Here is a 26102-nt window from a genome sequence, read left to right as displayed (position 1 = left end):
AGAGACCTTCATGAATATCGGCGTTGCCTATGTCACCCCCACGCACAAGGTCTGGCTGCGGATGGAAATGCCTGATGGCTGCACCATAGAGGAAGCCATTCACCGCTCCGGCGTGCTCAACCAGTTCCCCGACATCGATCTCAAGACGCAGAAGGTTGGCATATTCGGGCGCATCGCCAAGCTCAACAAGGTTCTGGAAGATGGTGACCGGGTCGAGATCTACCGGCCGATCACCGCTGATCCGGATCAGGTCGAGCGGCGGGACCAATGAAGTCGAGCCGGTCTCTCATCCCCTTCGGGCTGGAGCGAAAGCACCACGTCTAGCCGGTCGCTCGTCCAAAAGTGCGGTTCGGATCGGGTCCGGACCTCAGGCAGAAAAGGCCTCCCTCTCTCCTTTTCCCGCCTAGCCCTGCGGGGTGGCGCTGTAGGCGGTGCGACCGGCAACCCATGTATGCCGGACAGCGGGCACATGGCCTGCGGGCCAATCGACCAAAACCAGATCTGCCCGCCTGCCAACGGCAATCTCTCCACGATCATCGAGCTTCATCGCTCTTGCGGGATTGGTCGAGACAAGCTTCCAAAGGCTCAGGCGATCCGCCCGCTTTTCGGCATCCAGACGGGCCACGGCTGCCAGCATCGCCGGATAGTAATAGTCCGAAGCCAGAATGGAGCAGAGCCCGGCTTCCACCATGTCGCCGGCATTGGGTGACGCGCCAAGGTGGCTGCCGCCGCGTACTGCATTGGGAGCGCCAAAGGCCACCATATCGCCCCGCTCCTGCGCAACGGCAGCAACTGACACGGCCATAGGAAATTCCGAGATCGTCGCGCCGTGGCTGCGATAGAAGTCGCGTGTCTCGTCCTGCGTATCATCATGGCTGAGCATTGGCGCATTCCTGCTGCGTCCCAGTTGCCCCACCTCCGCGATGGCGTCCCTGACGAGTGGCCGCATCCGCCAGCGGTCTTTGAGCAGCTCGGCATAGTCGGTGGTGGAAAGGCCGGAGCGCTCGGCTCGTCCGGCCATTTTGGCACGAAAGGCGGGGTCATCTGCGTTCACCACCGGGAACTGTGGGGAATGCTCGAACGGTCGGTGTTGCAATGGCATGTCCGGGTGCAGCATGGCCATGGACGTATGGTCATTGAATGCAAGGGATGGGGTCAGCGGTCCGTCCAGCGTTTCCCTGAGCAGGTCTATCCCCTCAAGGCAGAAGGTTTCCCATCGCAACTGGATGCGGTTTTCAACGGTCAGCCGGTCAGCCCGGGTCATGATGGCGCGGATCATTTCGCGCGCTCGTTCAACACTGCGCAGCCCCGGCTCCCAGCTGATCGACAGTGCGTGGTAGGCCGTGGCGATACCGTTCGAGGCCAGTTGCCGATCGGTTTCCAGAAGGGCCGCCTCCATGGGAAAGAACACATTGGGGCGCGGCATCAGCTGCCGCTCGAAGGCGTCGCCATGGATATCGATCAGAGCCGGGGCCAGCAGATGTCCCCTGCCGTCGATCTCCCTGCCCGTTACTGTGTCACCGATAGCCGAGATGACACCATTGGTGACGGTGACCGTGGTTTCAACGATCTGATCGGGCAGAAAGACCTTGGCACCGACGATTGTGAATTCGAGCATGGATTTGATCCTTGAAGGGAAACGACATGATGCGACGGGACGGGAACCGGATATCAAGCCGGTCGAGAGGATCAAGGGACACCCCAAAGATGTCACTTTGATTACAGATAGGCCACAGTGGGATTGCACCGCACATGTTTGCCTGACGGCGGTCAATGCGTCGCGCACGGATTCCACCAAGGAATCGGAGCAAAACGCACAGCGACACGCCAGCGGCATTGCATCCTCCCCCTCCAGCCTTTATCCCTTGAACAGGTTGGCCCGATGGAGCCGGGGTTTGACCCTAAAAAAGGAAAAACCAGAATGAAAGCAATTGTATTCGATTTGGACGGGACTCTGGTCGACAGTGTGCCTGATCTGCACATCACCGCCAACAAACTGCTTGCCGCACATGGTTGCAAGCCTCTGGAACAGGCGCAGGTGCGTTCGTTCGTGGGCAATGGCATCCCGGTTCTGGTCGACAAGATCTGCAAGGCCGCAGGACTGCCGATCGATGAATCCAATCGCAGCGCCATCAACGGGGAATATCTCGCGCTCTATGATCTGGTGCTTGAAGACAAGAACACCCAGCCCTTCCCGGGTGTGAGGGAGTGCCTTGAGGCCTTTGTCGACATGGGGATCACCCTTGGCCTTTGCACCAACAAGCCTGAAGCACCGACCCGCATCATTCTTGAGGATCTCAACTTCACGCCCTTCTTCAGCAAGGTGATTGGCGGGGACACCCTCTCTCAGCGCAAACCGGCGCCGGAACCCCTGTGGGCCTGTTATGAAGGGTTTGACCTTGCAGATTGCCTGTTTGTCGGGGACAGCGAAGTGGACGCGGCCACGGCCCACGCCGCTGGCGTGAGATGCGCGCTCTATGAGGAAGGCTATCGACAGACGCCGCTTTCCGAGCTGCCGCACGCCTTCAGCTTTACCGACTATGCAGCGCTTCTGGAGTATGTGAAGCAATCAAGCTGAGGTTGGCTCGCAAAAGCCAACAAAGGAAAACAATTGCCCGATGGCCAAATGACCACCGGGCAAAAGTCATTGTCATTCAGCAGCTTCCAGCGCACGCTTGATACGCCGAGCCAATGCCTTGCGGGACTTTTCGTCGGCCAGTTTGTCGAACGCCTCCTTGAGGTCGATCTGCAATTCGGCAAACTCGTTGTGGGCGTCCCAGCCGCAGACATCACACTGCTGGACACGATGCTTGATGTTTGGCGCGTATTCTGCCAGGCCCTTGACCGACAGGTTTACTTCATCGTCAATGGCCGGAATCGTGATCATCTTTTCCGGCAACCCCTTCTCGACCAATGCTGCCTTCAAGGCTTCCGAGGCTTCCTGCTCGCCATGACAGAGGAACAGGCCGTGGCGGATTGGCTGGCGTTCGAGGATCCACTCGATCAGTTCATCGCCATCGGCGTGACCGGAATAGGTTTCAAGCTGGCGTACCTTGCCACGGATCCTGATTTCCTCGCCTTGAATACGCACCTTCTCGGCGCCGTTGGCGAGCAGCCGACCTAGAGACCCTTCAGCCTGATAGCCCACCAACAGCAGCGTCGTGTTGGTCCGCCACATGTGGTTCTTGATGTGGTGACGAATGCGACCGGCATCGCACATGCCGCTGCCAGCCATGATGATGGCGCCAGACTTGATGCGATTGAGGCCCTTGCTCTCTTCCACCGATTGGGTGAAGCGAATGCGCGAGGTATCGAGCTTGTTGACGAAATCTCCGACATCCTCCAGTTCCCCCGCGTGTTTGATGAACACTTCGGTTGCCTTGATCGCCAGAGGACTATCGAGGAAAATCGGCACGTCCTGCAATTGGCCTGTGTGCTGCAGGATCAGAATATCAGCCAGCAGTTCCTGTGTCCGTTCCACGGCAAAGGACGGGATGAGCAACAGGCCGTTGTCCTTGAGGCCAAGTTGGATTTCTTCCAACAGGGTCTGCCGTTTCTGCTCCGGAGTCACAGTCGGGCGATTGCGCCCGCCATAGGTGCTCTCGGAGATGACATAGTCATAGTCTGATGAGGCAGCCGGGTCCGGATAGAAGAGCTTGTGATCAGGGCCAAGGTCGCCGGAGAACAACACCCGCAGGCTCTCCTCGTTTGGATCATCGGATGGGATTTCGAGGGCAATGGAGGCGGAGCCCAGAATGTGACCTGCATTCCAGTATTTGGCGCGGATACCTTCGATATCGACCCATTCCTCCGAGGGGACAGATCTGAAATAGGTCTGACATTCGAAAGCATCCTGCTGGGTGTAGATCGGCTCAATCTCGGGCTTGCCACGACGGGTGTTGCGTCTGTTGAGGTTCATCACGTCCATTTCCTGGATGTGGCCACTGTCAGGCAACATAGCGGCAAGCAGATCGACGGTTGGCTCAGTCATGTAGGTCGGCCCCGTGAAACCCTGTTTGTAGAGCTTTGGCAACAGGCCGGAATGGTCGATATGGGCATGGGTCAAGAGCACGAAATCAATCTCGGCTGGCTCGAAGGGGAAGCCGTCGTAATTGAGGGACCGGACTGCCTTGGTACCCTGGAACATGCCGCAATCGACAAGAAATTTATGTCCCGCCGTCTGAACCAGATAGCATGAACCGGTTACGATGCCTGCGGCGCCGCAGAATTTGAGCTTTACGTCCATTCTTGCTTCTTCCTTTCTCCTCAGACTGCTGGCCCAGACCGTTGTCGCCCGCTCCTTGGCCAGTTCCCTCCCATCCTTTCACGGTGGCGGAGGAATGCAACATCTCTTTGAAATAATTAAATCATAAATGGTTAAATTGGCGGCAATAAGTTCTATCTATACTTATAGGGGAAGTCGAAAGACCGCATATTTCATGCATCCCACAACAGAAGTGATTCCGAACAATGATTTCAAATTCACCCAAACCCGAACATCCAATGGACAATGATTTGCTTGCCTACGAAGACGTCGACTTCCTCAGACGAGAGGAATTGCGCGGCGCGAGGCTGGAGCTTGAATTCACCAAGGCTGATCTGGGCATGCGGGATCATGGCATTCTGTCAACGGTCGTGGTGTTCGGCAGTGCGCGCTTCAAGGAGGATCACCCCTTCTACAAGCAGGCCCGAGAATTGGGACGGATCGTCTCCGAACGCGGCGGCGCCCTCAATCCGACCAATGGCACCCATCGCAACGTGATCTGTACCGGTGGCGGGCCGGGCATCATGGAGGCAACCAACCGGGGTGCTTTCGACGCTGGTGCCAAGAATATAGGGCTCAACATCGTGCTGCCGCATGAGCAGCACATCAACCCCTATGTCACGCCGGGGTTGAGCTTCCAGTTCCAGTATTTTGCCTTGCGCAAAATGCATTTCGCCATGCGGGCCAATGCCCTCATCGCCTTCCCCGGCGGCTTTGGCACTCTGGATGAGCTGTTCGACATCCTGACCCTCAAGCAGACCGGCAAGGTTTCGGGCATGCCGATTATCCTGCATGGCAAGGATTTTTGGGAAAATCTCATCAATTTCGACACACTCATCAAGCACGGCACCATAGCGCCAATGGATGTGGAGCATTTCATCATTGTTGATGACCCGGAAGAGGCCTGGCAGGTGATGGTCGACTATGGTGTTGACACCGTGGATCAGAACAAGGTTGTCTGACGCGCAAGAATAGCGTCCATCCCCGACCCTTTTTGAACGGGGATGGAATTGCTCGAGCCTGGCTCAAGCGGGCCAGACAATCCCATCTTCAACGCTTGTAACCGCGTCCAGCGTTTCCGCTGCGCCGATATCGGCTTTTGTCTTGAGCCGGATCGATTCAAGGCGTGCTGCCGTCTGTCGCCACTGGTCAGCCATGGAAAGCCATAGCGCCGCCAATGCGTCCGCATTGTCGGCGGTAATCCCGACTTCTGCCGCCAAAAGCGGATAATCGGCAAGATCCGGCTTGGTTGCCGCCTGCCAAGCCTTCGCCTCCGCTTCCTTGGCAAGATAGATCATCTCTTGCCCTACCATGTCTGTCAGCAGGGCGGCCCGTTCCTTTTCAATCCGGGTGTTGATGACGTCAAGCGCAATACTCTTTGCTCTCTCAAGAGAAAATGCCTGTTTTGCCTCTGAAGTGATCAATTGGCCAAGATCGATGGTAATGGTCATTCTTCAATCCCTTCCTCTTCATAGGCTGGCAAAGTGATTTCCCCGTCTTTGGTGACCTCAATCACGGCAGGATAAAGCACCGCCTTTGCCGCGTCGCTCCAAGGGTCGGCAATGAAACCATGAGGCAGAATGAGCGAGAGAGACAGTTGGCCATCTTTGTCGCGCTCGATATCGGATGCCAGCCAAGCGCAAACCACCGCTTCGCGCGGCAAGGTGGCCCCGGCTGGAACACATGACAGGTCCAGCGCTTCGCCGTTGATGGTCAGCACGTCACCCGCAAGTGACAGGGCAAGCGCATCGTCGCGCCGTTGCGGAATCAGAGTGAGTTTCATGGAATGTCTCCCTAGTACCAGCGGCCAAGCCAAAGCTTGTCACTGTCGATTTTGGTGATGGTGCCGGTGAAGGCCGCCGCCGCTGTTGTGATTGCCGCATTGCCATTGGTGCAAATCTGGAAGCCATCGGCAAAGCGCACATATTCGCCGTTGGCGTTGCTACCGCTTTCAATGATGGCCCCGGTTGGAACGCCGGATGATTGCGCCACCGTTCCGATGATATTTCTTTGGCCGTATATGAGTTGCCAGCTTTCCCAACCTGCCCCGCGATACCAGCGCTCGAACACCTTGGCATCATTGGCAACTGTCGACCAAACGATTTGCCGAAGGCGGGAGGCGCTATATTTTTCCATCATCAGCATGCCGAATTTGGCACCCGTCGTTCCGGCAAGACCAGCGGGCAAGCTTGCGTTGTTCGCCGTCGATCCACCCAACACGCCCCAAAGGCCGCAAGGGGTCAGCGGATCATCGACGTCAGCGAGCGGGGGCACACTTCCCGCTTCCCCAAGCCCGAACGCACCAACGGTCAAGAGCCTTCCGCTTGTCGCATCACTGGTAGATGATTGCACCGCCGCGCCGGTGAGAAGCCCGGTTGCCCGAGCGATCTTGAGCGCCGTTGTCCAGCTTGATCCGTCAGCGCTAACCTTGAATGAAAAATCATCTTCCCCGGCGCAGCCCATTTCCGCGCGGCCTGACCAGTTGGTCTGAAACAACAGGCTGTTTGTGTCGGCAACCGCTGCCTTGTTGACCTTGATCTGATGGCCATTGCCAGCATGGTTGAAAAGGCTGGCAGCAGAGGCAAGAGCAAGGCGATTGATCGTGTCCGCCGTGGCATTGATTCCGATCTTGTCGAAGGTTCCGCCAGCCAGAGCCGCGCCAAAGCTTGTTGAAATGAAATCTGACCAGCTCGCCCCGTCATAGCAAAGCAGTTTGCTTTCATCGACAAGCCACGCCAGCCATCCGGCCAGCGGTTGAAACCGCATCCAGGCCCCATCAAGATAGGCGGCAATGCTGCCCTCCCATCCGGTCCAGGCCCCGCTTGCCCCATTGGCCACAATGTAACGAGTGCCCTCTTCCGGGGCAGCCGGTGGCGCGGATAGGTCTCGATCAGCAACGGACAGTTGGACCAGTGCGTCCAGCATCCGCAGGGCTTCGTTATGGGTGATATGCTTCTGGTTCTGATTGCCCACGATGTAGGGCAATGCGAGGTTAGTTGTCTGTTCCATGTCTCCAATCAATCCAACTTACTGTTGCGCTTGGAGAGTCTTACCATTCGCCCGGAAGAGGCGGATTAGTATCCTGCCGGCTTCCTACCCAGCCGTATCCGGACCAACGGACAGAGACGACCACCAACTCAAGAAACATCGACAAAACAGAGACATCTTAAATTTTGAGGGGGTCATAGAAAAAAGGGAAGCGCGCCCCAAGGCACACTTCCCGCACAAAAACCCGCTCGACTTGTTCCCCTTGCCCCCCTTTGACCTTCTGAGGCGACAACGGATCTTTTGGCAGAGCCTTTACACCCAGCCCTGCAGCTCGGTGATGGTCAGCAGAGCGAGCATTTCCATACCCTCTTCGCTGTCGTTGAGACAGGGCAGATGGGCAAACTGCTCACCGCCATGCTCCATGAAGATATGCCGGTTTTCGACATCGATTTCCTCAAGGGTCTCAAGGCAATCGGCAGAAAAGCCCGGATTGAAGATGGCGATCCGCTTGGTTCCGGACTGGGCGAGCCCCTCAACGGTCTTGTCGGTGTAGGGCTGGAGCCACTCTTCAGGGCCAAAGCGCGACTGGAAGGTGGTGCGCATGTAATCGGCCGACCACCCCATGGCCTCGCGCACCAGACGAGAGGTCTTCATGCAGTGGCAATGATAGGGATCGCCATTTTCGAAATAGCGCTTCGGTATGCCATGATAGGAGGCGAGAATGACCTCCGGTTCGAAATCGAGCTTTGCCAGGCTGCTTTTCAACGAGGCTGCCAAAGCATCGATATAGGCGGGATTGTCGTGATAGGGCGGCAGTGTCCGCAAGGCTGGTTGCCAACGCATGGTCTTGAGAACGTCGAACACCGCGTCGTTGACCGTGGCCGTGGTTGCGGCGGCGTATTGCGGATAGAGCGGCAACACGAGCAGCCGCTCGCACCCCATCTCCGCCAGCGCCTCGATCTTTGACTTGATCGATGGATTGCCATAGCGCATCGCATAATCCACCACGACCGGACGACCAAGCTCCATGGCTGCAAAGCGCTCGGCAAGCTTTTCTGCCTGACTGCGGGTGATGGTCAGAAGCGGGCCTTCGTTGCGCTCCTTGTTCCATATCGCATCATAGGCCTTACCCGATTTCTGCGGACGGGTTTGCAGGATGATGCCATTGAGGATCGGCCACCATTTCCATTTGGGCTCTTCAATGACCCGCTGATCCGACAGGAATTCCTTGAGATATCGGCGCATCGACTTGTAATCCGTGCCGTCCGGGGTGCCGAGGTTGACCAGCAGGATGCCTATCTTGCCAAACGCAACGGTTGGGTGATTGTCGGGCCAGTGTGTCTGCATGATATGGTCCTTATATCGGTCGGTCTGCTTCAATCAGCGGGGTCCATGCACGGGTCAAATTGCAGGAGATCCCGGGAAGGCGATTTAGCCCTCTCTCGAAATTCATATGTAGCAACGCCAATGTGCGGCTGCATCAAATCCGTCCCAAAATACATGAATTTCTCGCAATACTGCAATTGGTCAATTGATGCGAAATCCAATGGCGGGACAAAAGAAAGAATCAGAGGAGAGCTGACGCCGGGGAAAGAGGTTTGGATGCGGTGTAGAGTTTGCGGATCGTTGAAACTGGCGCCTGCAGGATGCCGGAGGGAACAAAGTTGCCTGCGCCCATTTCGAAGCATTCCTCGGCCACTTGCCTGAAACCAAGCTTGTCATAGAAGGCTCGGGCCTTCCTGCTTGCCACAAGCACACTGACCTCGACGATCAGATCGTCATGACAGTCCTTGAGGGCATGTGACAGCAGCGCCTGCCCGATGCCCATGCGCTGCTTCTGCCGTGCGACATAGAGCCCCCAGACATAGACAAAACCCTGCCGCTGAGCGTGGATGATCGATCCGACGATGCGGGAGCCCTGTTCGGCCAGACAGGCGGTTTCATCGCGTCCCGGCACAAGTGCCTTGATGCCATTGCCCAGCATGCTGGCGATCAGGCCATCCGTTGCCGCCCTGCCGACTTCGGGACCATAGGTATCAAGCCAGCTCTGCTTGAGAAAGGCGCAGAATTCCTCCGCCTTTTCCGTCACATATGGCCTGATGTCCGGTGTCATGATGGCCGCTATTCTCCCGTATCTTCATCAGTGCGCCCACGGAAGCCTTTGGCGAAGACATACATCTCCGGGCTTTCCTTGCGGCTTGCCGGCGGCTTGATGTGATAAACGGCCTGATAGTCGCGCTTCAGTTCGGCCAGCATTTCATGCTCCGTGCCGCCCCTGAACACCTTGGAAAGGAAGACGCCGCCGGGCCGAAGGTTTTCCTTGGCGAAAAGGGCCGCCACCTCGAACAAATGCACGGTGCGCAAATGGTCGGTCTGCTGATGCCCCGTAGTCGGCGCCGCCATGTCCGAGAGGACAATGTCGGGCCGGTGACCGCCAAGTGCATCCATCAGCATTTTCGGCGCGTCATCATCAAGGAAGTCCTTGAGCAGCACGGTCACGCCGGGCAAGGGATCCATACCGAGATAGTCGATGCCGACCACCAGCGGATTGTCACTGTTGGACTGCACCCGACGGGCGGCAATGTCGCACCATCCCCCCGGCGCGCAGCCAAGGTCGACGACGCGCATGCCCGGCTTCAGAAACTGGAACCGGTCATCCATCTCGATCAGCTTGAAGGTCGAGCGCGAGCGGAAACCTTCCTGCTTGGCGCGCTGGACATAGGGGTCATTGAGCTGCCGCTGCAGCCAGCGCGTCGAGGAGCTTTTGCGTCCGCGCGCTGTCTTGACCCTGACCTTCTCAACGCGAAGACCGCGGCTGCTGCGCCCTTCACCACCGCCTGCGGGTTTTTTCGCCATCTGTCGAGCTCCACTTGCCTTTGGTATCCGATGGGTCGTCTGCGCCAAACCGGCAGCAGACCGGACCCTTCGATCTGTCCTGTTGATATTTACGCACCGATATAGGGGCAGAAAACCGATCTGCAAAGCCCTGACCAGTAACTTCACTGGCCAGAAACACCCAATTTCGACGCATCACTTGCTTTCGGCAGTCTTGGCCTTGCTGTGGCCACCACGATGGCCACGCCCGCCCCTGCGACGAGAGCGCTTCTTCTTGGGGCCAGCCTTCTTGCCCGGTTGATTGACCTGCGGGTTCCAGACACCGTCATCAATCATCATTTCCATCAGGATGCCCTCGCGCAGACCGCGGTCTGCGACGCGCAGTTGCGAACATGGCCACTCCCTGTGGAAGGCTTCGAGAATGGCACAGCCTGCCAGCACCAGATCAGCCCGATCGGCCCCGATGCAGGGGTTGTTCATCCGCTCCTGAAAATTCATGTCCAGCACACGCCCAATCATGTCGCGCAGCTCGGTTGCCGTCAGCCATGTTCCGTCGACCTGACGCCGGTCGTAGCGTTCAAGGCCGAGGTGAACGCCAGCCAGCGTTGTCACCGTGCCGGAGGTGCCAAGCATATGGATATGCTTGGTCTCGATGGCCTTGGCGAGCGCCTCGCGTTCCTCGAACTGGCCCAGCATGCCGCGCACGTCTTCCACCATGCTCTCGAAATGTTCGCGGGTTACCACCTTGCCACCATGCTTTTCGGACAGGGTGACTACGCCAACCTGAAGCGAGGTCCAACAGCGAATCCGTTCAGACAGATGGCGCAGGGAGCGACGGGTCTGGCGGTTGCGCTTTTCCCCCGGATGCAGGGCGTTGTCATCGGAGACCTTGTCGAGATCGAGCCAGACAATCTCTGAAGAACCACCGCCGATGTCAAACAGCACCACGCCATCCGCTTCGGGATGCACCAGCGAGGCACAGCCAGCCACGGCCAGACGAGCTTCTGTTTCGCGGTTGACAATCTCCAGACGCAGCCCGGTCTCACGATGCACCCGGTTGAGGAAGGCGGGCCCGTTCACCGCCCGGCGACAGGCTTCCGTCGCAATCAGACGGAAGCGCTTGACGGCGCGATAGTTGAGCTTGGATTGACAGACCTTGAGCGCAGCAATCGCACGATCCTGCGCCTCTTCGCTCAAACGCCCGGACTGGGAAAGCCCCTCGCCCAGTCGAACGATCCGGGAAAAGGCATCGATGACCCTGAAACTCTGACCATAGGGCTCGGCAACCAGCAGACGGCAGTTGTTGGTTCCCAGATCAAGTGCCGCATAGGTCTCGGTCGCGTGGTCGGCATGGGGCCGCTGCCCCGCGGCCTGCGCATCTTGCGACCGGTTGTGAGCGCGGCGCCCATCAGCTTGCGCGCCACAGTTGGGCAGGCCCTTCTGAGCTGTAGCCTTCTGGTTGAGCGCGGCCTCTCGTCGCTTGCGGACAGACTTGTTCCTGTTCTGCTCGTCAATGATCGAGCCCATGGGAAACTCAGCTGCCTTGCTCCTGGTGGAGGTGTCAGGTGGCTGCTGTGCATTGCCAGAGGTCGGACGACTGTCCCTTGCTGCGCTCGTTACCAGATTTCCCCCCCCGCCATTGCCGTTGGCGCGGGCTTTTGCACCGCGCTTGCGTCGGCGAGACGATTTGCGTGCGGAAGATGCGTCGGATTCGGAAGCAGAGGCAGAAGCAGAAGCAGCGAGTTTTTCGTGATTGGCCTTTGGCTGATCACCATCGGCCAAACCCGTGGCCGCCGGTGTGACCCCGGACGAGGAGCGGGATGCACGAAAAGCGGCCGCAGCATCGCCACGACCGGATATAGCATTGACGTTCACGGAATGGGATTGATCCCCGCCATGAGAACGCTTTTCTTCAGAAAGCGTGTTGGGCAGCTCCTGTCGGGGCCCATTGCCATGGGCATTGTCGCGTCTGTTGCGAGAGCGCGAGCGCCGACTCTTTCGCCTTTGCTGCTGGCCATCGGTTTCATTTGCCCTGTGCTGGGCAAACTTCTCCTGTTGCTCAGTATCCTGTGGTGTGCCGGGCTTGCTGGACAGAGCAGCCCTCTCACCAATTATACCGACAGGTACCGTGTTCTGATCACTGGTCTGATCATTGGCATGTGCTGTTCTTTGTCGATTGGAACCGCGTTTGCCGTTATGAACACGTCGTGGGCCAACAGATGCACGAGTCCCCTTGGGGGCCTCGCCACCATCATGTGCCAATATCTGTCTCCTGCTGCGCTGCAATCGTGAGGACAAATCACGGCGCGCAGCTCGTGATTCAATTGTGTTGTCTCCCCTAGTCTAGCAGCATGAAGCCAAAGGGCAACCCGCGAAATGCAATTACCGCGCCAAGAATCGGTCTCGTTCGCGCCCGCCAGTGATGGGCAGTCCGATGCAGACAACCGCTGCCTCGTGCGAGTTGAACCCCGTTCACGGCCTCTCGCCAGCATCCTAGCGCAGCCCTCTGAGTGGGTTCTGCGACATGATCCACGTCGCCTTTTCATCCCCTCCAAGCTATCCACGCAACGCTCCTGTGGGAAAAAAGCAAAAACGGGCTGCAGTCACATATTTTTCAAAAACCCCTCTTGACGCATGGGTAGGACAGGGATAGAAACCCCGCACAACGTTCGAAAACAACGTTCTACCGCTTCTTTAAAACTTTGGCGCAAGCCTTTGTTCCTGCTGGGGAATAGTTTAATGGTAGAACAGCGGACTCTGACTCCGTCGGTCCTGGTTCGAGTCCAGGTTCCCCAGCCACTTCTCTTTTTCTTTCCCTGAATTCAGATCTTAATGGATGCGCCAACAAGCGCTATTTGTGCTGGCGAACGCATTGTCCCGTGATGACTGAGGGTTGCGATTGGACGCCAACGCTCAAACGGAGCCAGAACAGGCGCAGCCCTTGCGCCTTGCAAAAGCAAAGCGCTGTCCACGTGATCAAAAACCGGGAAAGAAGACGGCGAAATCGAAAAATGGTGTCGCAAGGAAAAGAGGCCACAGGCGCGCGGCGCCCTGCACGCCAGACCTTCGCTCGACAGCGCCACGCTTTGCCAACTTGTTGAAAACAGCATTCAAGGCACATCGCAAGAGACCGAACAAGAAAGCGTGCGAGACCGACCAACAGGAAGAAGAATGCTCCTTCCTAGACTTTCAGGCTCTCGCGCAGCATGTTGCGGTAGCGCGACAGCGCCCCTTCCAAATGCGTTTTCATGGCATTTTCCGCCGCTTCAGAATCCCCATCAACAATGGCCTGCAGGATGATTGCATGTTCGCGATGCAGGTGCGGGTTCGGATGAATCTTGCGCCGGTCATTGACCACAGTCAGATCCTTGCGCGGTATGATTCCCGGGCGGATCATGGCCAGAAATTGCGGGAAGCGCTTGTTCTGGGTGGCAACGGCAATCTCATAGTGGAACTGGAAATCCGCCTCATAGGGCCACTCTTCGGCATCCATGGCTTCGCCAACCACCGCATGAGCCTTGAGGATATTTTCAAGCTGAGCTGAGGAACGACGGGCTGCGGCCAGTCCGGCGGAACGGATTTCAAAGGCCGAGCGCATTTCCAACAGCTCGATGACTTCCGAAATCCTGTCAGAGGACAAATCGGCAAAGGGGTGGAACTGCCGAGCCTGTTGCGGGTCGAGGACAAAGACCCCCGCCCCCTTGCGCGCCTCAACCAAGCCGTCGGATCGCAGAATCGCAATAGCCTCGCGCACGACCGTCCGGCTCACCTCATAACGCTTGCCCAGATCGGCCTCACTCGGCAGGCGATCTCCGGAAATATATTTCGCCGTGGCAATCTCGCGTCTCAGATGATCACTAATCTGACTGACCAATGTCTGCGATTTGCCGCCATTCTCTTTTTTATCTGCAAGTCCAGCGTCCATTGTCTGCCTTTCCTGGGTAGCTCAAAACCCAAATCCTTCTACCGACTGCTTCATCGGGGCATTGCAACAGGCTTTTGTCCAGCAAGGCCCCATACATATGCTGAGGGCCTTCCGACCATCCTTTTCCGCATCGCCATCGCGATCACACCAGAAAGAAGCCGGTTCGGTATCTGTATGCCTGATTTGCAATCAATATGACTATTTATCATATTTTCCCCGATATTCAAATTTGACACGCAGATTGAGCACATTTTTGCGCAATTCCGCATAATCCCTTGCATTTATGAGGCGCTTCTCTGAACAAGATGAACGCCCCAAGCCTTCGCTCGCAGAGCATACACACCATCATATCATATATCTATATGAACAATTCAACAAATCTGTATGACAAATATTGACGAATGCGGGAAATAACCGTAACAATGTGAAAAATGGAAAAGTAGCCATCATGAGGCTATGGGAAGGTCTTTTGATATGATTATCACCGACGTTTCAGCAACGGTCTTTTCGACAACGACTCGCCGCCATTCCGATAGCGCCGGTCATGGTCATCCCGGACCCGCTCACAAGGTTCAACAGGCAATGCTCACGATCAGCACGGAAGATGGCCACAAGGGCTACTCCTTCTGCCCGCCTGAAATTGTGCGTCCGCATGTGCTGGACAAGTTCGTCAAAAAGGTTCTCATCGGTCAGGATCACCGCGACAGGGAACGGCTCTGGCAGGATTTGGCTCACTGGCAACGCGGCTCCGCCGCCCAGTTGACCGACCGGACACTGGCCGTTGTCGACTGCGCCCTCTGGGACCTTGCTGGCCGCACGCTCAATCAGCCGGTCTACAAGCTGCTTGGCGGCTATCGCGACAAGATGCTGGCCTATGGCTCCATCATGTGTGGCGATGAGCTGGAAGGCGGCCTTGCTACGCCTGAGGATTATGCCCGGTTCGCCGAAACGCTGGTCAAGCGCGGTTACAAGGGCATCAAGCTGCATACATGGATGCCACCTGTCAGCTGGGCCCCCGATGTGAAGATGGATCTCAAGGCCTGCGCCGCCGTCCGTGAGGCTGTAGGGCCCGACATCAGCCTGATGATTGACGCTTTCCACTGGTATTCCCGCACTGATGCTCTGGCGCTCGGGCGCGGGCTGGAAAAGCTCGACTTTGACTGGATCGAGGAACCGCTCGACGAACAGTCTCTGTCTTCCTACAAATGGCTGGCCGACAATCTCGACATTCCGGTGCTCGGCCCCGAAAGCGCGGCAGGCAAACACTGGCATCGCGCCGAGTGGGTCCGATTTGGTGCCTGCGATATTCTGCGCACCGGCGTCAACGACGTAGGCGGCATCACCCCGGCCATCAAGACCATGCGCATGGCAGAATGCTTCGGCATGAATTGCGAAGTGCATGGCAACACGGCCATGAACCTGCATGTGGTGGCCGCCTCCAAGAATTGCCGCTGGTACGAGCGCGGCCTGTTGCATCCGTTCCTCGAATATGACGACGGGTTCGACTATCTGAAGTCCCTGTCCGACCCGATGGACAGCGACGGCTATGTCCATGTGCCGGACCGCCCCGGCCTTGGCGAAGACATTGATTTCGATTTCATCGAGAACAACCGGGTTCTCTAGACACTTTGCGGGAGGGGGCGTCGCCCATGCCCTCCCCGATCTTTCTGCCCGGAGTTCCGGGATCATGGCAGAAGCCTCACGGAAAGATCATGCATCGAGAGGAAAGACGAGGTTTCTGCGCATTCAGGCTACGTGCGACGACAGGAAACTTGACAAGATATGTCATACACATGTCTGATCAGTCGTACATAGCAAGAGTAATTCATGGTTACTATTGGGAGGAAACATGAAAAAACTGCTCGCTACTGTCGCTTTTGGTGCCATGCTCATGGCTGGTACCGCAAGCTTCACCTCTGCCGCACTGGCAGAAACGCCAAAAGACCAGCTTATCGTCGCGTTCAACATGAACAACGTGCTGACGATGGATCCGGCCGCCATCACTGGCGGCGAAGCTGTTCAGATCCTGAACAACGTCTATGACAGTCTTGCCCAGCTCAACCCGGAGACGCGCGCTCTGGAACCGCGCCTTGCCGAAAGCTGGGATATCGCACCGGACAACATGTCGGTCACCTTCCATCTGCGCGCTGACGCCAAGTTCGCATCGGGCAATCCGGTCACCGCAGATGATGTTGCCTACAGCTTCAAGCGGCTGCTGACACTCAATCTTGCGCAGGCATCCTATCTGAAGTCCCGCGGCTTCAAATCGGAAGATGTCGATAAGTATTTTGTCGCCAAAGATGCTCACACCTTCGTGCTCACCCTGCCGCAGGCTGATGACCCCAAGCTGATCATCATGGTGCTGACCCAGGCGGGGCCAGGCTCCATTCTTGATTCCAAGCTCGTGATGAGCAACGAAAAAGACGGTGACATGGGCAAGGACTGGCTGATCAACAACTCAGCCGGTTCAGGGGCTTTCTCGCTGACCAAATGGCGCGCCAACGAATATGTCATCCTGACGCGGAATGACAATTTCTGGGGCGGAGCACCGGAAATGAAGCGCGTGCTGATGCGTCATCTGCCAGAATCCCAAACCCAGCGCCTCGGTCTTGAACAGGGCGATCTGGATATCGGCTTCTCGTTGGCGGCTGCCGACCTCAAGGCCCTCAAGGAAAAGTCCGACCTGACCATCACTTCGGTCCCGAGCGCAGGCTTCTACTATCTCGCCGTATCGATGAAGGACGAACGCTTCGCCAATCCAAAGGTTCGCGAGGCGCTGCGTTATCTCATCGACTACAAGGGCATCAACGAAACCATCATGCCGTTCTTTGGTGTGGAACGTCAGCGCCCAATCAACTCCGGAGCCTTCTCAGCCATGAAGGACCCGGGTTACACATTTGACGTTGCCAAGGCCAAGGCCCTCTTGGCAGAGGCTGGCTATCCTGACGGCTTCAACACCACCCTTCGTGCGATCTCGACGCAGGAGTTCCTCGATTCCGCAACGGCCATCCAGTCAACGCTGGCACAGGCAGGCATCAAGGCCGAGATCATCACCGGTGGTGGTAGCCAGATCTATGGTGCCATGCGCAACCGCGAGTTCGAGTTGATCGTCGGCCGTGGTGGTGGTGGTCAGTTCCCGCACCCGGACAGCAACCTGCGTGCCATGGTCTACAACCCCGACAACGCCGATGAAGCCAAGCTGACCAACTATCAGGGCTGGCGGACAAGCTTCTTCAGCGAAGAGCTGAACAGCATTATCGAGAAGGCCCTTGTCGAGCCGGATCAGGCAAAGCAGACCGAAATCTACAAGGACATACAGGTCAAGATGGACAAGGAAATCATCCCTTCCATCCAGCCCTTCTCCGAACGCGTTGTCACGGCGGCCTATCAGGCCAACGTCAAACACGTGATCGTTGATCCGTGGGTATGTCGCTTCGAGACCGTGACCAAGTCCGAATAGCCCCTCAGAGCCGACCAACAGACAAACCATGAGAGAGCGCATTTCCGATGCGCTCTTTTTTTGTCTCCTGCTGGTATCGCTTGCCTGTCAGGTGATGTCATCACACGGAGACATGGTCCGATTACCGTTCGACAGCGGGGCTGCTGCCTGTTGGCATCTGCCAAATTGCCACCATCAGCCGACCCTTTCGTCAAACAAGATCCAACCGGAGTGCACCATGATAGCCGAGCGATACGAACGATTTGCCCGCACCGAAGCTGCAGGCCAGTCGCCGCTTTATGAGAAGCTCGCAAGCCATGTGGCCCGCTCTGCCGTTTGCCTTCGCTTTCTGGAGCAGCTGCCACCGGATCGCCAGCAGCCCAATCTGCTGTTTGGGGCCGTGCGCCTTGTCACTGATATCCCCGCCTCCCCTGAAGCTCTGGATGAGGCTTTGCTGGCACATGGAGACGCCATCGCCGCAGTCATGCTGAGCAGAACAACGCAGACCAATGAGCCGGCCCGATGTGCAGCCCTTCTGCCCGCCCTCGCCCAGATCAAGGGGCCTATCGCCCTCATCGAGGTGGGAGCATCCGCTGGCCTTTGCCTGCTGCCCGAGCACTATGGCTATGACTGGGGACGGCAGCGCCTTACCCCTCCCCAAGCGGCGCTTGAGGATACCCCGGTCTTTGATTGCCCTGCATCCGAGACAACGCCGTTGCCGACGCACTATCCTGACATTGTCTGGCGCGCCGGGCTTGATCTCAATCCGCTTGACGTAACGAATGGCGAGGATATGGCTTGGCTGGAAACGCTTGTCTGGCCGGAGCACCATCAGCGCCTTCAGCGACTGAGGGCCGCCATGCGCATCGCCAGAAAACATCCGCCAAGGCTGGTGAAGGGCGATCTGACCCGAGACCTCACCGCCCTGATGGCACAAGCTCCGCAGGACGCAACTCTCGTAGTCTTCCATACCGCTGTGCTCAGCTACATCCCGCACCAGCCGCTGCGGGATGATTTTGCAACGCATATGCTGGCCTCCGGCGCCGTCTGGCTCAGCAATGAGTCACCGCGCGTTTTCCCGCAGTTTGCCACCGGGTTGACTGCGCCGGAAAACGGCAAATTTCTCCTGTGCAGGAATGGCAAGCCCCTTGCCTGGACCGGGCCGCACGGCCAGTCCATTGACTGGATTGCGCCCGACTGACGGCTTGGAGAGCGGCAGAGAAAAGGCCTTTGCCGAGAAGCAAAGGCCTTGAGGTTGGGCAACCGACATTGCCCCGGGAGGATTATTATGAGGAGCTATTCCACTGTCCGCTCATATTGCAGGCTGGCTGCAATCAGTTCGCGGGCGTAGGGCATGATGGCTTCATTGCCGGGAATGGCTTCACGCGGCAGAACCTCAACGACCTTGCCGCCCTGCATGACGGCAAACCGGTCGCACATGTGATCCACCACCGCCAGATCGTGACTGACGATCAGGTAGGTGAAGCCCTTCTCCTCGCGCAACCGGACCAGCAGATTGAGGATTTCCGCCTGCACCGACACATCCAGCGCCGAGGTCGGCTCGTCAAGCAGCAGGATGTCCGGCTCCAGAATGAGCGCCCGGGCGATGGCCACACGCTGACGCTGGCCGCCGGAGAGCTGATGAGGGTAGCGGTCGAGGAAGTCGACCGGCAGCCCCACTTCGATCAGCGCCTGCTCCATGCGCTCGATGTGATTGTCGAGCTTGTGGATCTTCAGGGGTTCGGACAGGGTCGTCCGGACCGAATGGCGCGGGTGAAGCGATCCATAAGGGTCCTGAAACACCATCTGGAAGGTACGGCACCTCTCAAAGGGGCCCATCTCCTTCACGGACTTGCCATCGATACTGATGGTTCCGCTCCAGGAATGGAACAACAGCGACATGCAACGCAGAACGGTGGACTTGCCAGAGCCGCTTTCCCCCACCAGACCGAAACATTCCCCGGCTTTCACATCAAAGCTGACGCCAGGCAGAATAAGCGCGGATCCGAGCTGAATTCTGAGTTTGTCAAACGAGATCGCTTTCATCAGACCACCTTCACATCTTCGAGCCATTCGGGGCGTCGTTCAAGCACCGGCAAGGGTTGGCGCGGGCCACCGATATGGGGTTGCGCAGCAAGCAGACCCCTTGTGTAGGGGTGCTGGGCCTTGTGCATTTCGTTGGCGTTGAGCGCTTCCACGACCTGCCCCGCATACATGATCAGCACGCGATCACAGAAATTGCGCACCAGATTGAGGTCGTGCGAAATCATGATGAGGCCGATGCCCTTGTCGCGCACCAGCGCATCAAGGATGTCGAGCACCTGCAGGCGCACAGTCACATCGAGCGCCGAGGTCGGTTCGTCGGCAATCACCACATCCGGATCGGTGAGCAACATCATGGCAATCATGATGCGCTGGCCCATACCGCCGGAAACCTCGTGCGGATAAAGCCCGTAGACCCGTTCCGGATCGCGGATCTGCACGGATTCAAGCATCGTCAATGTGCGCTGCTTTGCTTCCTTCTTGCTGCAGCGGATATGGTTGCTGTAAGCCTCGGCGACCTGTGGCCCGCATTTCTGGATCGGGTTGAGGGAGAATTTCGGATCCTGCAGGATCATCGAAATCCGCCGCCCGCGCACCTTCAGCATTTCCTTTTCCGGCGTGTTGAGCAGGTCGATATCGCGAAACTGCATGCGGTCGGCCTTGATATCGGCCGTTGGCAACAGCTTGAGCAGAGCGCGGCCAACCGTCGACTTGCCCGAGCCGCTTTCCCCCACGATCCCTAGCCGCTCGCGGCCAAGGTTGAAGGTCACGTTGCGCACCGCATCCGTCGGCGTACCGCGATAGCGGATGGACAGGTTCTCGACCGCGAGAATGGTGTCGGAGTTCATCTCTTGCATCTGTCTATCTCCGGTTCAGCTGTTTGGGGTCGAGCGCATCGCGCAGGCCATCTCCAAGCAGGTTGAAGCCCAGAGAGACACAGAAGATGGCGATGCCGGGGAAGGTTACCACCCACCAGCTGTCGATCATGTAGCGACGGCCAGAAGCAATCATGGCACCCCACTCGGGCAGCGGCGGCTGGGCACCAAGGCCGAGGAAGCCGAGACCGGCGGCGGTAAGGATCACGACCGCCATGTTGAGGGTCAGGCGGATGATCACCGACGGCAGGCACATCGGCACGATTGAGCGCCAGATAATGCGGAAGCTAGATGCCCCCTGCAAGCGAGCAGCGGCGATATAGTCGGTCTGGCGGAAGGTCAGCGTTTCGGCGCGGGCAAGGCGGGCGATCGGCGGCCATGCCGTCAGCGAAATGGCGATGATGGCGTTGTAGAGGCTCGGCCCCAGAGCGGCAACAAACGCCAGCGACAGGATCAGCGAGGGGAACGACAGGAAGATATCGGTGATCCGCATCAGGACGGTATCCACCCTGCCCCCGAGGTAGCCAGCAACCGTGCCAATGGCGAGGCCAATCGGGCCGACAATCACCGAGACGATGCCGATGATGGTCAGCGAGATGCGTGTGCCATACAAGAGGCGGCTGTAGATGTCGCGCCCCAGTTCGTCGGTGCCGAAATAATGGGCGGTACTTGGTGCCTGCAGGGCGTTCTGCAAGTCCTGAATATAGGGATCATGAGTCGCCAGCAGCGGACCGATGAACGCAAGAATGATCAGCAGGGCAAGAACGAACAGGCCATAGGCCGAGGTCGGGTTTTTCAGCAGGAACAGCACCAGATTTTGCGTCGAGACAAGCCACTGGGCTTTTGCTGCTTTTGACTTCTGTGCTGCGGGCTTGACGCCGGGTGTCATATTGAGATCAGTCATGATTAACGGGTCCTCGGGTCAAACACGCGATAGAGGATGTCGGACAACAGGTTCAGCACCGTGAAAATAAGTCCGACTATCAACACGCAGGTCATCAGGGAATTCATGTCGCCAATCATCAGGTTGCCGACGAGATAGGAGCCGAAGCCCGGCCATGCAAACACGGTTTCAATGAGAATGGAGCCTTCGAGCAAGGTGCCGAATGCCAGCGCGACAATGGTTATCAGCTGGACGCGGATGTTGATGAAGGCGTGAAACCAGATGGTCTGGCACTGGCTGAGGCCCTTCACGCGCGCCGTGGTGATATATTCCTGATTGATCTGATCGAGCATGAAGCTGCGGGTCATACGGGTGATGAAGGCAGCAGAGGAATAGCCCAGCAGGGAAGCTGGCAGAATGATGTGTTGCAGCGCACTGCGGAAGATGTCCCACTCACCGGCCATGGCACTGTCGAGCAACAGGAAGCCTGTCGCGTTGGGTTCAAGCCCAATGTAGAACTGGCTCATGCGGCCAGAACCGCCAACCCAACCAAGTTTTGCATAGAAGACGATGAGCGCGATCATCCCGGTCCAGAAGATCGGCATGGAATGGCCCATCAGGCTAAAAACGCGGATGAGATGATCCGGCCAGCGGTCCTTGTTGACGGCGGCGACCATGCCCAGTGTTACACCGAGGGTCGCACTGATGATAATGGCGAACAACGCCAGCTCGATGGTGGCGGGCATGACATGGATGATGTCTTCCAGCACAGGCTGTCCGGTGCGAACCGAATTGCCCAGATCCAGCGTGACCACATCATGCAGATATTTGTAGAACTGCTCCCACATGGGGCGATCAAGACCAAGCTGCCGATAGACATTCTCATAGACTTCGCGCGTTGCCTCTTCCCCCACGATGGCACGCACCGGGTCATTGGGCATGACCCTGCCAATGATGAATGTCAGTGTAAGAAGACCCAGAAGGGTAACAGCAATCGTGCCCGCCTTGGACACAGCCGCTCTTACCTGGCTCTTGTACGCAATCATGTGGCTCCTCCCATGATGCAAACCGCCGAGCATCAGGCTCAGTTTGCTTTCTGTCATATTAATTTCAATTTCTGTCATACAGATTGAAGCTTGTCAAGGCTGAAGCCGATGCGGTCCAAGGAAGGTGATGGTTCCGCATGCAATCTATGTGGGAGTCTGTGTGGCGGTCTGGCCTTGGCTGCATTTGCACTCCACCTTAAGGAAACGTGCACCCCCTCTAAACGCCTTGCCGCGACTCACTTGCCACCATATACCGGGCGCACCTCCATCAATCAGGTTGTCACCAGACCAAACAACTCGCGGAGGTGGTTTTGGCGGAGATGGCAACACCCAAAAAGCAAATGTCATCAGAAAGCGGACAAGGCTGATGCAGACTTCAGGAAAGTAACCAAAGCTCTAAATATTATACCGAAATTTGCACAATTTCGCACAAATGAGGTGGTTTCCATCCAAAATGTGCTAGTTTTGGTTTATTATAAACTAGGTGGGTGTAGTGCGTTTTGACCAAACTGCCCGCCACCTCAGATAAAACGTGTCACAGGATCGGGACATGCGGCGTCATCCGCTGCCTGTTCGGGATTTTGCATTGTGAATGGCGGAAGCGGGCAAGATGGAAGAAACAACCAAAGAAAATCCCGTTGCGGAAGCCCTTTACGGTGATGAGCGACTGGAATGGAGTGCATCGCCAAACTGGGATCTGGCGGAAGGGCACGCGCGCAGCCTTCGCCCGCTTCTGCTGATCTCGGCCCTGACGGTTCTGGCCAGCCTCGTTTCAGCGCTTGTCGTCATGAAAAGCGCATCCCTTCACAACGGCTCCCCAGACAGACCGATGGCCATTGCCATCATGTCCATCGTCTTCTCGATCACCGGATATCTGTGGCTGCATCTGACGCGCCGATATTTCGATCTGCAAATGCCAGCGCCAAAATCCACCAGAATCCATTATGCCCTAACCGATCAACGGTTGATCGTTCTGCCCGAGGGTGCCGGGGCCCTCGATGTGCGGGCCGATCAGTATCGCCTCTCCAGTGCCTCGCTGCAGCCGAACGGGCAGGTCCATGATCTGGAGTTGCAGTTTGAAAGCCGGGGTCAGAAAGAATCCGCTGCGGTCATCGGGCCGGTGTTTCTGCGAGCGCTGGAAAATGCCGATGTCATCATGGATGCCATCGTTGCACAGTTTTCCGCCGACCCCTGGGCGTTTCATGCCCCTCTTGGTCAGGAATAGACCACACGATCAGGGGCAATCGGGTCAGATCAACCTGTATGACAGCCGAACAGCCCTGCCCTAATCAGCCCATTGCCGCAAGAGATCGACCAAGGCTTCTCCCGCGACGGAAAGAGAGCCGGAATTGTCAAGATGCACGGTTTCCTCGCCGAACAGGTCGTCACCGGCGAGCGCCTTTGTCCGCTGCAGGCGTTTTTCGATCTCTTGGGCGCTCTCCCTGCCCCTTTGGGCAAGGCGCCGAGCCAATATGTCGGCCTCGACGGTCAGATTGACCACCATGAGGTCGGGAAAGCGGGGTTTAAGCTGCGGTATGGTCTTGCGCGAGCCGTTGGCGATGGCAACGCCCCCCTTGGCAAGATGGTCCAGCATCGACACTGGCAGCCCGTAATAGAGGCCATGTGCGCCCCATGAGATGACAAACCGCCCCTGCATCTCGGCTTTCTGGAAGTCGACGATGCTCATGCTTTCGTGGTCCTCTGACGGATCCCCCTGCTGGCGGGTGATGCAGCGACGGACAAACAGGATGCGCGGGTCGTCCTTGAGCCTTGCCTTGGCATAATCCAAGAGACTGTCCTTGCCGGCCCCACTGGGGCCGACGAGCAGAATGAAACGGCCGTTCATGCAAACGGCCTTCTCTTGTCGGCTTTCCCTGCCCATATCCGCTGCCTCCAGCATTCTTTCTCTACCCATCACCTCAGGCAACCCGTGCTCCGGTACGCCAGACCTGACGGATGACCGGCGTGTTGCGTGATTTCCGGACGCGCACCAGATCGGCCCGCTTGCCGATTTCGATCGCCCCCCGATCATCAAGCCCCACCGCCTTGGCCGGGGTGTCGGAGATGAGACGGACGGCTTCAGGCAGGCTCAGTTTCTGGTCCTGATCGGCGAGCCGGAAGACGGCCTGCACTAGCGAGAACGGGATGTAGTCCGATGACAGAATGTCGAGCACACCAAGATCCACCAGATCGCTGGCAGCGATATTGCCCGAGTGCGAACCACCGCGCACGATGTTCGGCGCGCCCATCAATACGGCAAGCCCGGCCTGATGGGAAGCCCTGGCCGCTTCTATGGTGGTGGGGAATTCGGCCACATGCACGTCGTGGCGGACAGATTCCTCGACATGGGCATTGGTCGCGTCATCGTGCGACGCCAGAATGACACCGCGCTCGCGACAGATGTTGGCGATTTCCGTGCGGTGACGGTCAGAATTGCGCTCGGATGCAGCGGAGCGGCGCTTGCACATCTCCCGGAAATCCTGATCAGACATCTTCAGCTTGCCCTTGTAGTAGACGGCATATTGCTCGATATCGACGAACTGGCGCTGGCCGGGGGCATGATCCATGACCGAGACCAGCTTGACGAGGTCGTATTTGTCGAACTGGTGGAAGGCCGTCAGGCAGTCATCAGCGGAGACTTCACAGCGCAGATGGATGAAGTGATCAGCCCTCAGGGTGCCTTCATCAACACCGCGCTGGAAGGCGTCGGCCATGGTCTTCATGTCGTCATAGCTAAGATCAGCGTCATGATCGATGCCGACACGCAGGGCGTCGAATACGGTCGTGATGCCAGACGTGGCAATCTGGGCATCATGGGACAACACGGCGGCCATGGCGCTCCAGCGCACCTTCGGGCGCGGCGCATAGTGGCCCTCGACATGATCGGTGTGCAGCTCGACGAAGCCGGGCAGCAAATACTCTCCGTCCATGTCTTCAGCGGTCCTGTCCAGAGCGGGCGTCAATGCCCCTTCGGCAATGTCATCAATCATGCCGTCACGGATGTGGACGTGACCGTGAATAATCTCATCCCGCGTGACAATGGCAGCATTCTTCAAAAGCAAATCGTTCTTCATCGTTTCAAATATCCTTTGTCGCCAAACTGACGGCACTATCCAATCCGGACCTGCTGGCGGACAACAAACGGGGCGCCGCGTTCAGCTTCTTCGTAAAGAGAGAGGGAGAGGAGTGCGCGCGGCTCGGCGATGGTCGAGGCAAAATGAGCCTGCAGCGCTTCGGCAAAAGCCGGGGCCAGCGCATCGGGCACAGGGTTGGTCAGTGTCATGTGGAAGCGGAAATCGTCGAAAATATAAGGGTAGCCCCATGTCAAGAGATTGTGCCGCTGGCTCTCGGTGAGCCGATCCGGGTTGCGGCGGGCTATGTCCTTTTCTTCAAGCGGTGCGCGGAAGCCATCGAACTCCTGTACGAGGCTGGAAGCCAATTGCTTGAGTTCGGCAGAGGGGTCTGCCGGTCTCAGGGCGAAAAACGCCCCCAACTGGCCGATGACAAATCTTGGCAGCAGGAAGGGCTGGAGCGTGGCGGCATAGCTTGCAAGCGCAACTTCCAATTCCTCGATGGTCTTGCCCCCTGCAAGCTCAAAGGGTGCCTTGAGGGTTCCGTGGAAGCCATACCGACGGGCGTCAGAGACGAGAGCCGCAAAGGTGTCATCATCAAGGCCTTCCACCGGCGAATGGCACTCCAGCGCCTTGCCAGTAAAGACATCCCTGCCCAGCCATTCGGCGGCAGCCTTGTTGAGTGGGTCTTCGGCAAGCGGTGCGTAAAAGATGGCGTAGCGGGGCACGGACT

25 protein-coding genes and 1 tRNA gene are annotated in these 26102 nt (G+C 57.6%); 9 read left to right on the top strand and 17 right to left on the bottom strand.

The annotated features are described in order from the left end of the window. Nucleotides 1–10: 10 nt before the first annotated feature. Nucleotides 11–271, top strand: a complete 261-nt coding sequence (locus DSL70_RS13735) for an RnfH family protein (RefSeq protein WP_119308517.1) — start codon at nt 11–13, stop codon at nt 269–271. Nucleotides 272–403: 132 nt separating this feature from the next. Here the strand turns inward: DSL70_RS13735 and DSL70_RS13730 are convergent, their stop codons facing one another. Next, nucleotides 404–1618, bottom strand: a complete 1215-nt coding sequence (locus DSL70_RS13730) for an alpha-D-ribose 1-methylphosphonate 5-triphosphate diphosphatase (protein ID WP_119308516.1) — start codon at nt 1616–1618, stop codon at nt 404–406. On the opposite strand from DSL70_RS13730, the gene DSL70_RS22270 reads away from it, so the two are divergent. Both DSL70_RS22270 and gph read left to right on the top strand, forming a co-directional pair. After that, nucleotides 1617–1925 (top strand): hypothetical protein, encoded by a 309-nt coding sequence (locus tag DSL70_RS22270; RefSeq protein WP_162916700.1) that lies wholly within the window; start codon nt 1617–1619, stop codon nt 1923–1925. The two genes, DSL70_RS13730 and DSL70_RS22270, sit on opposite strands and share 2 nt — an antisense overlap. Then, on the top strand, nt 1922–2578 hold the full coding sequence (gene gph, locus DSL70_RS13725) for a phosphoglycolate phosphatase (protein ID WP_162916698.1): 657 nt from the start codon (nt 1922–1924) through the stop codon (nt 2576–2578). Before DSL70_RS22270 ends, gph begins: the two co-directional genes overlap by 4 nt. Nucleotides 2579–2650: 72 nt before the next feature. On the opposite strand, the gene DSL70_RS13720 is transcribed toward gph, so the two are convergent. Then, nucleotides 2651–4246, bottom strand: a complete 1596-nt coding sequence (locus DSL70_RS13720) for an MBL fold metallo-hydrolase (RefSeq protein ID WP_119308514.1) — start codon at nt 4244–4246, stop codon at nt 2651–2653. A gap of 257 nt (nt 4247–4503) precedes the next feature. Here DSL70_RS13720 and DSL70_RS13715 point away from each other — a divergent pair, with 257 nt between their 5' ends. Beyond that, nucleotides 4504–5226 (top strand): LOG family protein, encoded by a 723-nt coding sequence (locus DSL70_RS13715; protein ID WP_205563262.1) that lies wholly within the window; start codon nt 4504–4506, stop codon nt 5224–5226. A gap of 63 nt (nt 5227–5289) precedes the next feature. Here DSL70_RS13715 and DSL70_RS13710 read toward each other — a convergent pair whose 3' ends face one another. The 7 genes from DSL70_RS13710 to DSL70_RS13680 all read right to left on the bottom strand — a co-directional run bounded on the left by DSL70_RS13710 (nt 5290) and on the right by DSL70_RS13680 (nt 11962). Further along, entirely contained in the window at nt 5290–5715 is a 426-nt protein-coding gene (locus tag DSL70_RS13710; RefSeq protein ID WP_119308512.1) for a hypothetical protein, read from the bottom strand. Continuing rightward, nucleotides 5712–6047 (bottom strand): hypothetical protein, encoded by a 336-nt coding sequence (locus DSL70_RS13705; protein WP_119308511.1) that lies wholly within the window; start codon nt 6045–6047, stop codon nt 5712–5714. The genes DSL70_RS13710 and DSL70_RS13705 overlap by 4 nt, the downstream gene beginning before the upstream one ends. A gap of 11 nt (nt 6048–6058) precedes the next feature. Then, entirely contained in the window at nt 6059–7273 is a 1215-nt protein-coding gene (locus DSL70_RS13700) for a DUF2793 domain-containing protein (RefSeq protein WP_119308510.1), read from the bottom strand. Between the two features lie 291 nt (nt 7274–7564). Continuing rightward, nucleotides 7565–8599 (bottom strand): ferrochelatase, encoded by a 1035-nt coding sequence (gene hemH / locus DSL70_RS13695; RefSeq protein WP_119308509.1) that lies wholly within the window; start codon nt 8597–8599, stop codon nt 7565–7567. 220 nt (nt 8600–8819) lie between these two features. Next, complete coding sequence (locus DSL70_RS13690; protein WP_119308508.1) at nt 8820–9365, bottom strand: GNAT family N-acetyltransferase; 546 nt, start codon at nt 9363–9365, stop codon at nt 8820–8822. An 8-nt stretch (nt 9366–9373) separates the two neighbouring features. Then, nucleotides 9374–10108: an RlmE family RNA methyltransferase gene (locus DSL70_RS13685; protein ID WP_119308507.1), complete on the bottom strand. Its 735-nt coding sequence runs from the start codon at nt 10106–10108 to the stop codon at nt 9374–9376. A gap of 174 nt (nt 10109–10282) precedes the next feature. Next, nucleotides 10283–11962, bottom strand: coding sequence for a Ppx/GppA phosphatase family protein (locus DSL70_RS13680; RefSeq protein ID WP_245418211.1), 1680 nt, complete (start codon nt 11960–11962; stop codon nt 10283–10285). 850 nt (nt 11963–12812) lie between these two features. Here DSL70_RS13680 and DSL70_RS13675 point away from each other — a divergent pair. Continuing rightward, nucleotides 12813–12886: transfer RNA gene (locus DSL70_RS13675), tRNA-Gln, on the top strand. A gap of 382 nt (nt 12887–13268) precedes the next feature. Here DSL70_RS13675 and DSL70_RS13670 read toward each other — a convergent pair. Then, nucleotides 13269–14012 (bottom strand): FadR/GntR family transcriptional regulator, encoded by a 744-nt coding sequence (locus DSL70_RS13670; protein ID WP_119308506.1) that lies wholly within the window; start codon nt 14010–14012, stop codon nt 13269–13271. A gap of 474 nt (nt 14013–14486) precedes the next feature. Here DSL70_RS13670 and DSL70_RS13665 point away from each other — a divergent pair, with 474 nt between their 5' ends. The 3 genes from DSL70_RS13665 to DSL70_RS13655 all read left to right on the top strand — a co-directional run bounded on the left by DSL70_RS13665 (nt 14487) and on the right by DSL70_RS13655 (nt 18652). Next, complete coding sequence (locus DSL70_RS13665) at nt 14487–15635, top strand: mandelate racemase family protein (RefSeq protein ID WP_119308809.1); 1149 nt, start codon at nt 14487–14489, stop codon at nt 15633–15635. 226 nt (nt 15636–15861) lie between these two features. Continuing rightward, on the top strand, nt 15862–17472 hold the full coding sequence (locus tag DSL70_RS13660; protein WP_119308505.1) for an ABC transporter substrate-binding protein: 1611 nt from the start codon (nt 15862–15864) through the stop codon (nt 17470–17472). Nucleotides 17473–17689: 217 nt separating this feature from the next. After that, nucleotides 17690–18652 (top strand): DUF2332 domain-containing protein, encoded by a 963-nt coding sequence (locus tag DSL70_RS13655; RefSeq protein ID WP_119308504.1) that lies wholly within the window; start codon nt 17690–17692, stop codon nt 18650–18652. A gap of 95 nt (nt 18653–18747) precedes the next feature. Here the strand turns inward: DSL70_RS13655 and DSL70_RS13650 are convergent, their stop codons facing one another. Genes DSL70_RS13650 through DSL70_RS13635 form a run of 4 tightly spaced genes read right to left on the bottom strand, consistent with a single transcriptional unit; the run spans nt 18748 to nt 22298 of the window. Beyond that, the gene (locus DSL70_RS13650) at nt 18748–19497 is read right to left on the bottom strand and encodes an ABC transporter ATP-binding protein (RefSeq protein ID WP_119308503.1); all 750 of its coding nucleotides are present in this window, start codon (nt 19495–19497) and stop codon (nt 18748–18750) included. Next, the gene (locus DSL70_RS13645; RefSeq protein WP_119308808.1) at nt 19497–20342 is read right to left on the bottom strand and encodes an ABC transporter ATP-binding protein; all 846 of its coding nucleotides are present in this window, start codon (nt 20340–20342) and stop codon (nt 19497–19499) included. Before DSL70_RS13645 ends, DSL70_RS13650 begins: the two co-directional genes overlap by 1 nt. A gap of 13 nt (nt 20343–20355) precedes the next feature. Then, a complete protein-coding gene (locus DSL70_RS13640) occupies nt 20356–21273 on the bottom strand; it encodes an ABC transporter permease (RefSeq protein ID WP_425359362.1) in 918 nt (305 codons plus the stop codon). A 2-nt stretch (nt 21274–21275) separates the two neighbouring features. Next, complete coding sequence (locus DSL70_RS13635; RefSeq protein ID WP_205563261.1) at nt 21276–22298, bottom strand: ABC transporter permease; 1023 nt, start codon at nt 22296–22298, stop codon at nt 21276–21278. Between the two features lie 610 nt (nt 22299–22908). On the opposite strand from DSL70_RS13635, the gene DSL70_RS13630 reads away from it, so the two are divergent. Further along, entirely contained in the window at nt 22909–23523 is a 615-nt protein-coding gene (locus DSL70_RS13630; RefSeq protein WP_162916697.1) for a hypothetical protein, read from the top strand. A 60-nt stretch (nt 23524–23583) separates the two neighbouring features. Here the strand turns inward: DSL70_RS13630 and phnN are convergent, their stop codons facing one another. From phnN to DSL70_RS13615, 3 genes are read right to left on the bottom strand one after another with little or no spacing between them, the layout of a single operon-like run. Next, on the bottom strand, nt 23584–24198 hold the full coding sequence (gene phnN / locus DSL70_RS13625; protein WP_245418210.1) for a phosphonate metabolism protein/1,5-bisphosphokinase (PRPP-forming) PhnN: 615 nt from the start codon (nt 24196–24198) through the stop codon (nt 23584–23586). 19 nt (nt 24199–24217) lie between these two features. Beyond that, nucleotides 24218–25372 (bottom strand): alpha-D-ribose 1-methylphosphonate 5-triphosphate diphosphatase, encoded by a 1155-nt coding sequence (locus DSL70_RS13620; protein WP_119308501.1) that lies wholly within the window; start codon nt 25370–25372, stop codon nt 24218–24220. Nucleotides 25373–25407: 35 nt separating this feature from the next. Beyond that, a complete protein-coding gene (locus tag DSL70_RS13615) occupies nt 25408–26097 on the bottom strand; it encodes a DUF1045 domain-containing protein (protein ID WP_119308500.1) in 690 nt (229 codons plus the stop codon). Between the last annotated feature and the right edge of the window lie 5 nt (nt 26098–26102).

It is taken from the genome of Cohaesibacter haloalkalitolerans (genome assembly GCF_003574655.1).
Taxonomy (GTDB): domain Bacteria; phylum Pseudomonadota; class Alphaproteobacteria; order Rhizobiales; family Cohaesibacteraceae; genus Cohaesibacter; species Cohaesibacter haloalkalitolerans.
This window is presented reverse-complemented; position numbering and strand designations above follow the sequence as displayed.

What these genes read in the sequence shown, in the direction of transcription:
- DSL70_RS13620 (WP_119308501.1), bottom strand. Translation starts at nt 25,372, where the DNA reads ATGAAGAACGATTTGCTTTTGAAGAATGCTGCCATTGTCACGCGGGAT.
- DSL70_RS13735 (WP_119308517.1), top strand. Translation starts at nt 11, where the DNA reads ATGAATATCGGCGTTGCCTATGTCACCCCCACGCACAAGGTCTGGCTG.
- DSL70_RS22270 (WP_162916700.1), top strand. Translation starts at nt 1,617, where the DNA reads ATGGATTTGATCCTTGAAGGGAAACGACATGATGCGACGGGACGGGAA.
- phnN (WP_245418210.1), bottom strand. Translation starts at nt 24,198, where the DNA reads ATGCTGGAGGCAGCGGATATGGGCAGGGAAAGCCGACAAGAGAAGGCC.
- DSL70_RS13720 (WP_119308514.1), bottom strand. Translation starts at nt 4,246, where the DNA reads ATGGACGTAAAGCTCAAATTCTGCGGCGCCGCAGGCATCGTAACCGGT.
- DSL70_RS13690 (WP_119308508.1), bottom strand. Translation starts at nt 9,365, where the DNA reads ATGACACCGGACATCAGGCCATATGTGACGGAAAAGGCGGAGGAATTC.
- gph (WP_162916698.1), top strand. Translation starts at nt 1,922, where the DNA reads ATGAAAGCAATTGTATTCGATTTGGACGGGACTCTGGTCGACAGTGTG.
- DSL70_RS13665 (WP_119308809.1), top strand. Translation starts at nt 14,487, where the DNA reads ATGATTATCACCGACGTTTCAGCAACGGTCTTTTCGACAACGACTCGC.
- DSL70_RS13640 (WP_425359362.1), bottom strand. Translation starts at nt 21,273, where the DNA reads ATGACTGATCTCAATATGACACCCGGCGTCAAGCCCGCAGCACAGAAG.
- DSL70_RS13730 (WP_119308516.1), bottom strand. Translation starts at nt 1,618, where the DNA reads ATGCTCGAATTCACAATCGTCGGTGCCAAGGTCTTTCTGCCCGATCAG.
- DSL70_RS13660 (WP_119308505.1), top strand. Translation starts at nt 15,862, where the DNA reads ATGAAAAAACTGCTCGCTACTGTCGCTTTTGGTGCCATGCTCATGGCT.
- DSL70_RS13645 (WP_119308808.1), bottom strand. Translation starts at nt 20,342, where the DNA reads ATGAACTCCGACACCATTCTCGCGGTCGAGAACCTGTCCATCCGCTAT.
- DSL70_RS13715 (WP_205563262.1), top strand. Translation starts at nt 4,504, where the DNA reads ATGGACAATGATTTGCTTGCCTACGAAGACGTCGACTTCCTCAGACGA.
- DSL70_RS13670 (WP_119308506.1), bottom strand. Translation starts at nt 14,012, where the DNA reads ATGGACGCTGGACTTGCAGATAAAAAAGAGAATGGCGGCAAATCGCAG.
- DSL70_RS13705 (WP_119308511.1), bottom strand. Translation starts at nt 6,047, where the DNA reads ATGAAACTCACTCTGATTCCGCAACGGCGCGACGATGCGCTTGCCCTG.
- DSL70_RS13630 (WP_162916697.1), top strand. Translation starts at nt 22,909, where the DNA reads ATGGAAGAAACAACCAAAGAAAATCCCGTTGCGGAAGCCCTTTACGGT.
- hemH (WP_119308509.1), bottom strand. Translation starts at nt 8,599, where the DNA reads ATGCAGACACACTGGCCCGACAATCACCCAACCGTTGCGTTTGGCAAG.
- DSL70_RS13655 (WP_119308504.1), top strand. Translation starts at nt 17,690, where the DNA reads ATGATAGCCGAGCGATACGAACGATTTGCCCGCACCGAAGCTGCAGGC.
- DSL70_RS13700 (WP_119308510.1), bottom strand. Translation starts at nt 7,273, where the DNA reads ATGGAACAGACAACTAACCTCGCATTGCCCTACATCGTGGGCAATCAG.
- DSL70_RS13635 (WP_205563261.1), bottom strand. Translation starts at nt 22,298, where the DNA reads ATGATTGCGTACAAGAGCCAGGTAAGAGCGGCTGTGTCCAAGGCGGGC.
- DSL70_RS13685 (WP_119308507.1), bottom strand. Translation starts at nt 10,108, where the DNA reads ATGGCGAAAAAACCCGCAGGCGGTGGTGAAGGGCGCAGCAGCCGCGGT.
- DSL70_RS13710 (WP_119308512.1), bottom strand. Translation starts at nt 5,715, where the DNA reads ATGACCATTACCATCGATCTTGGCCAATTGATCACTTCAGAGGCAAAA.
- DSL70_RS13650 (WP_119308503.1), bottom strand. Translation starts at nt 19,497, where the DNA reads ATGAAAGCGATCTCGTTTGACAAACTCAGAATTCAGCTCGGATCCGCG.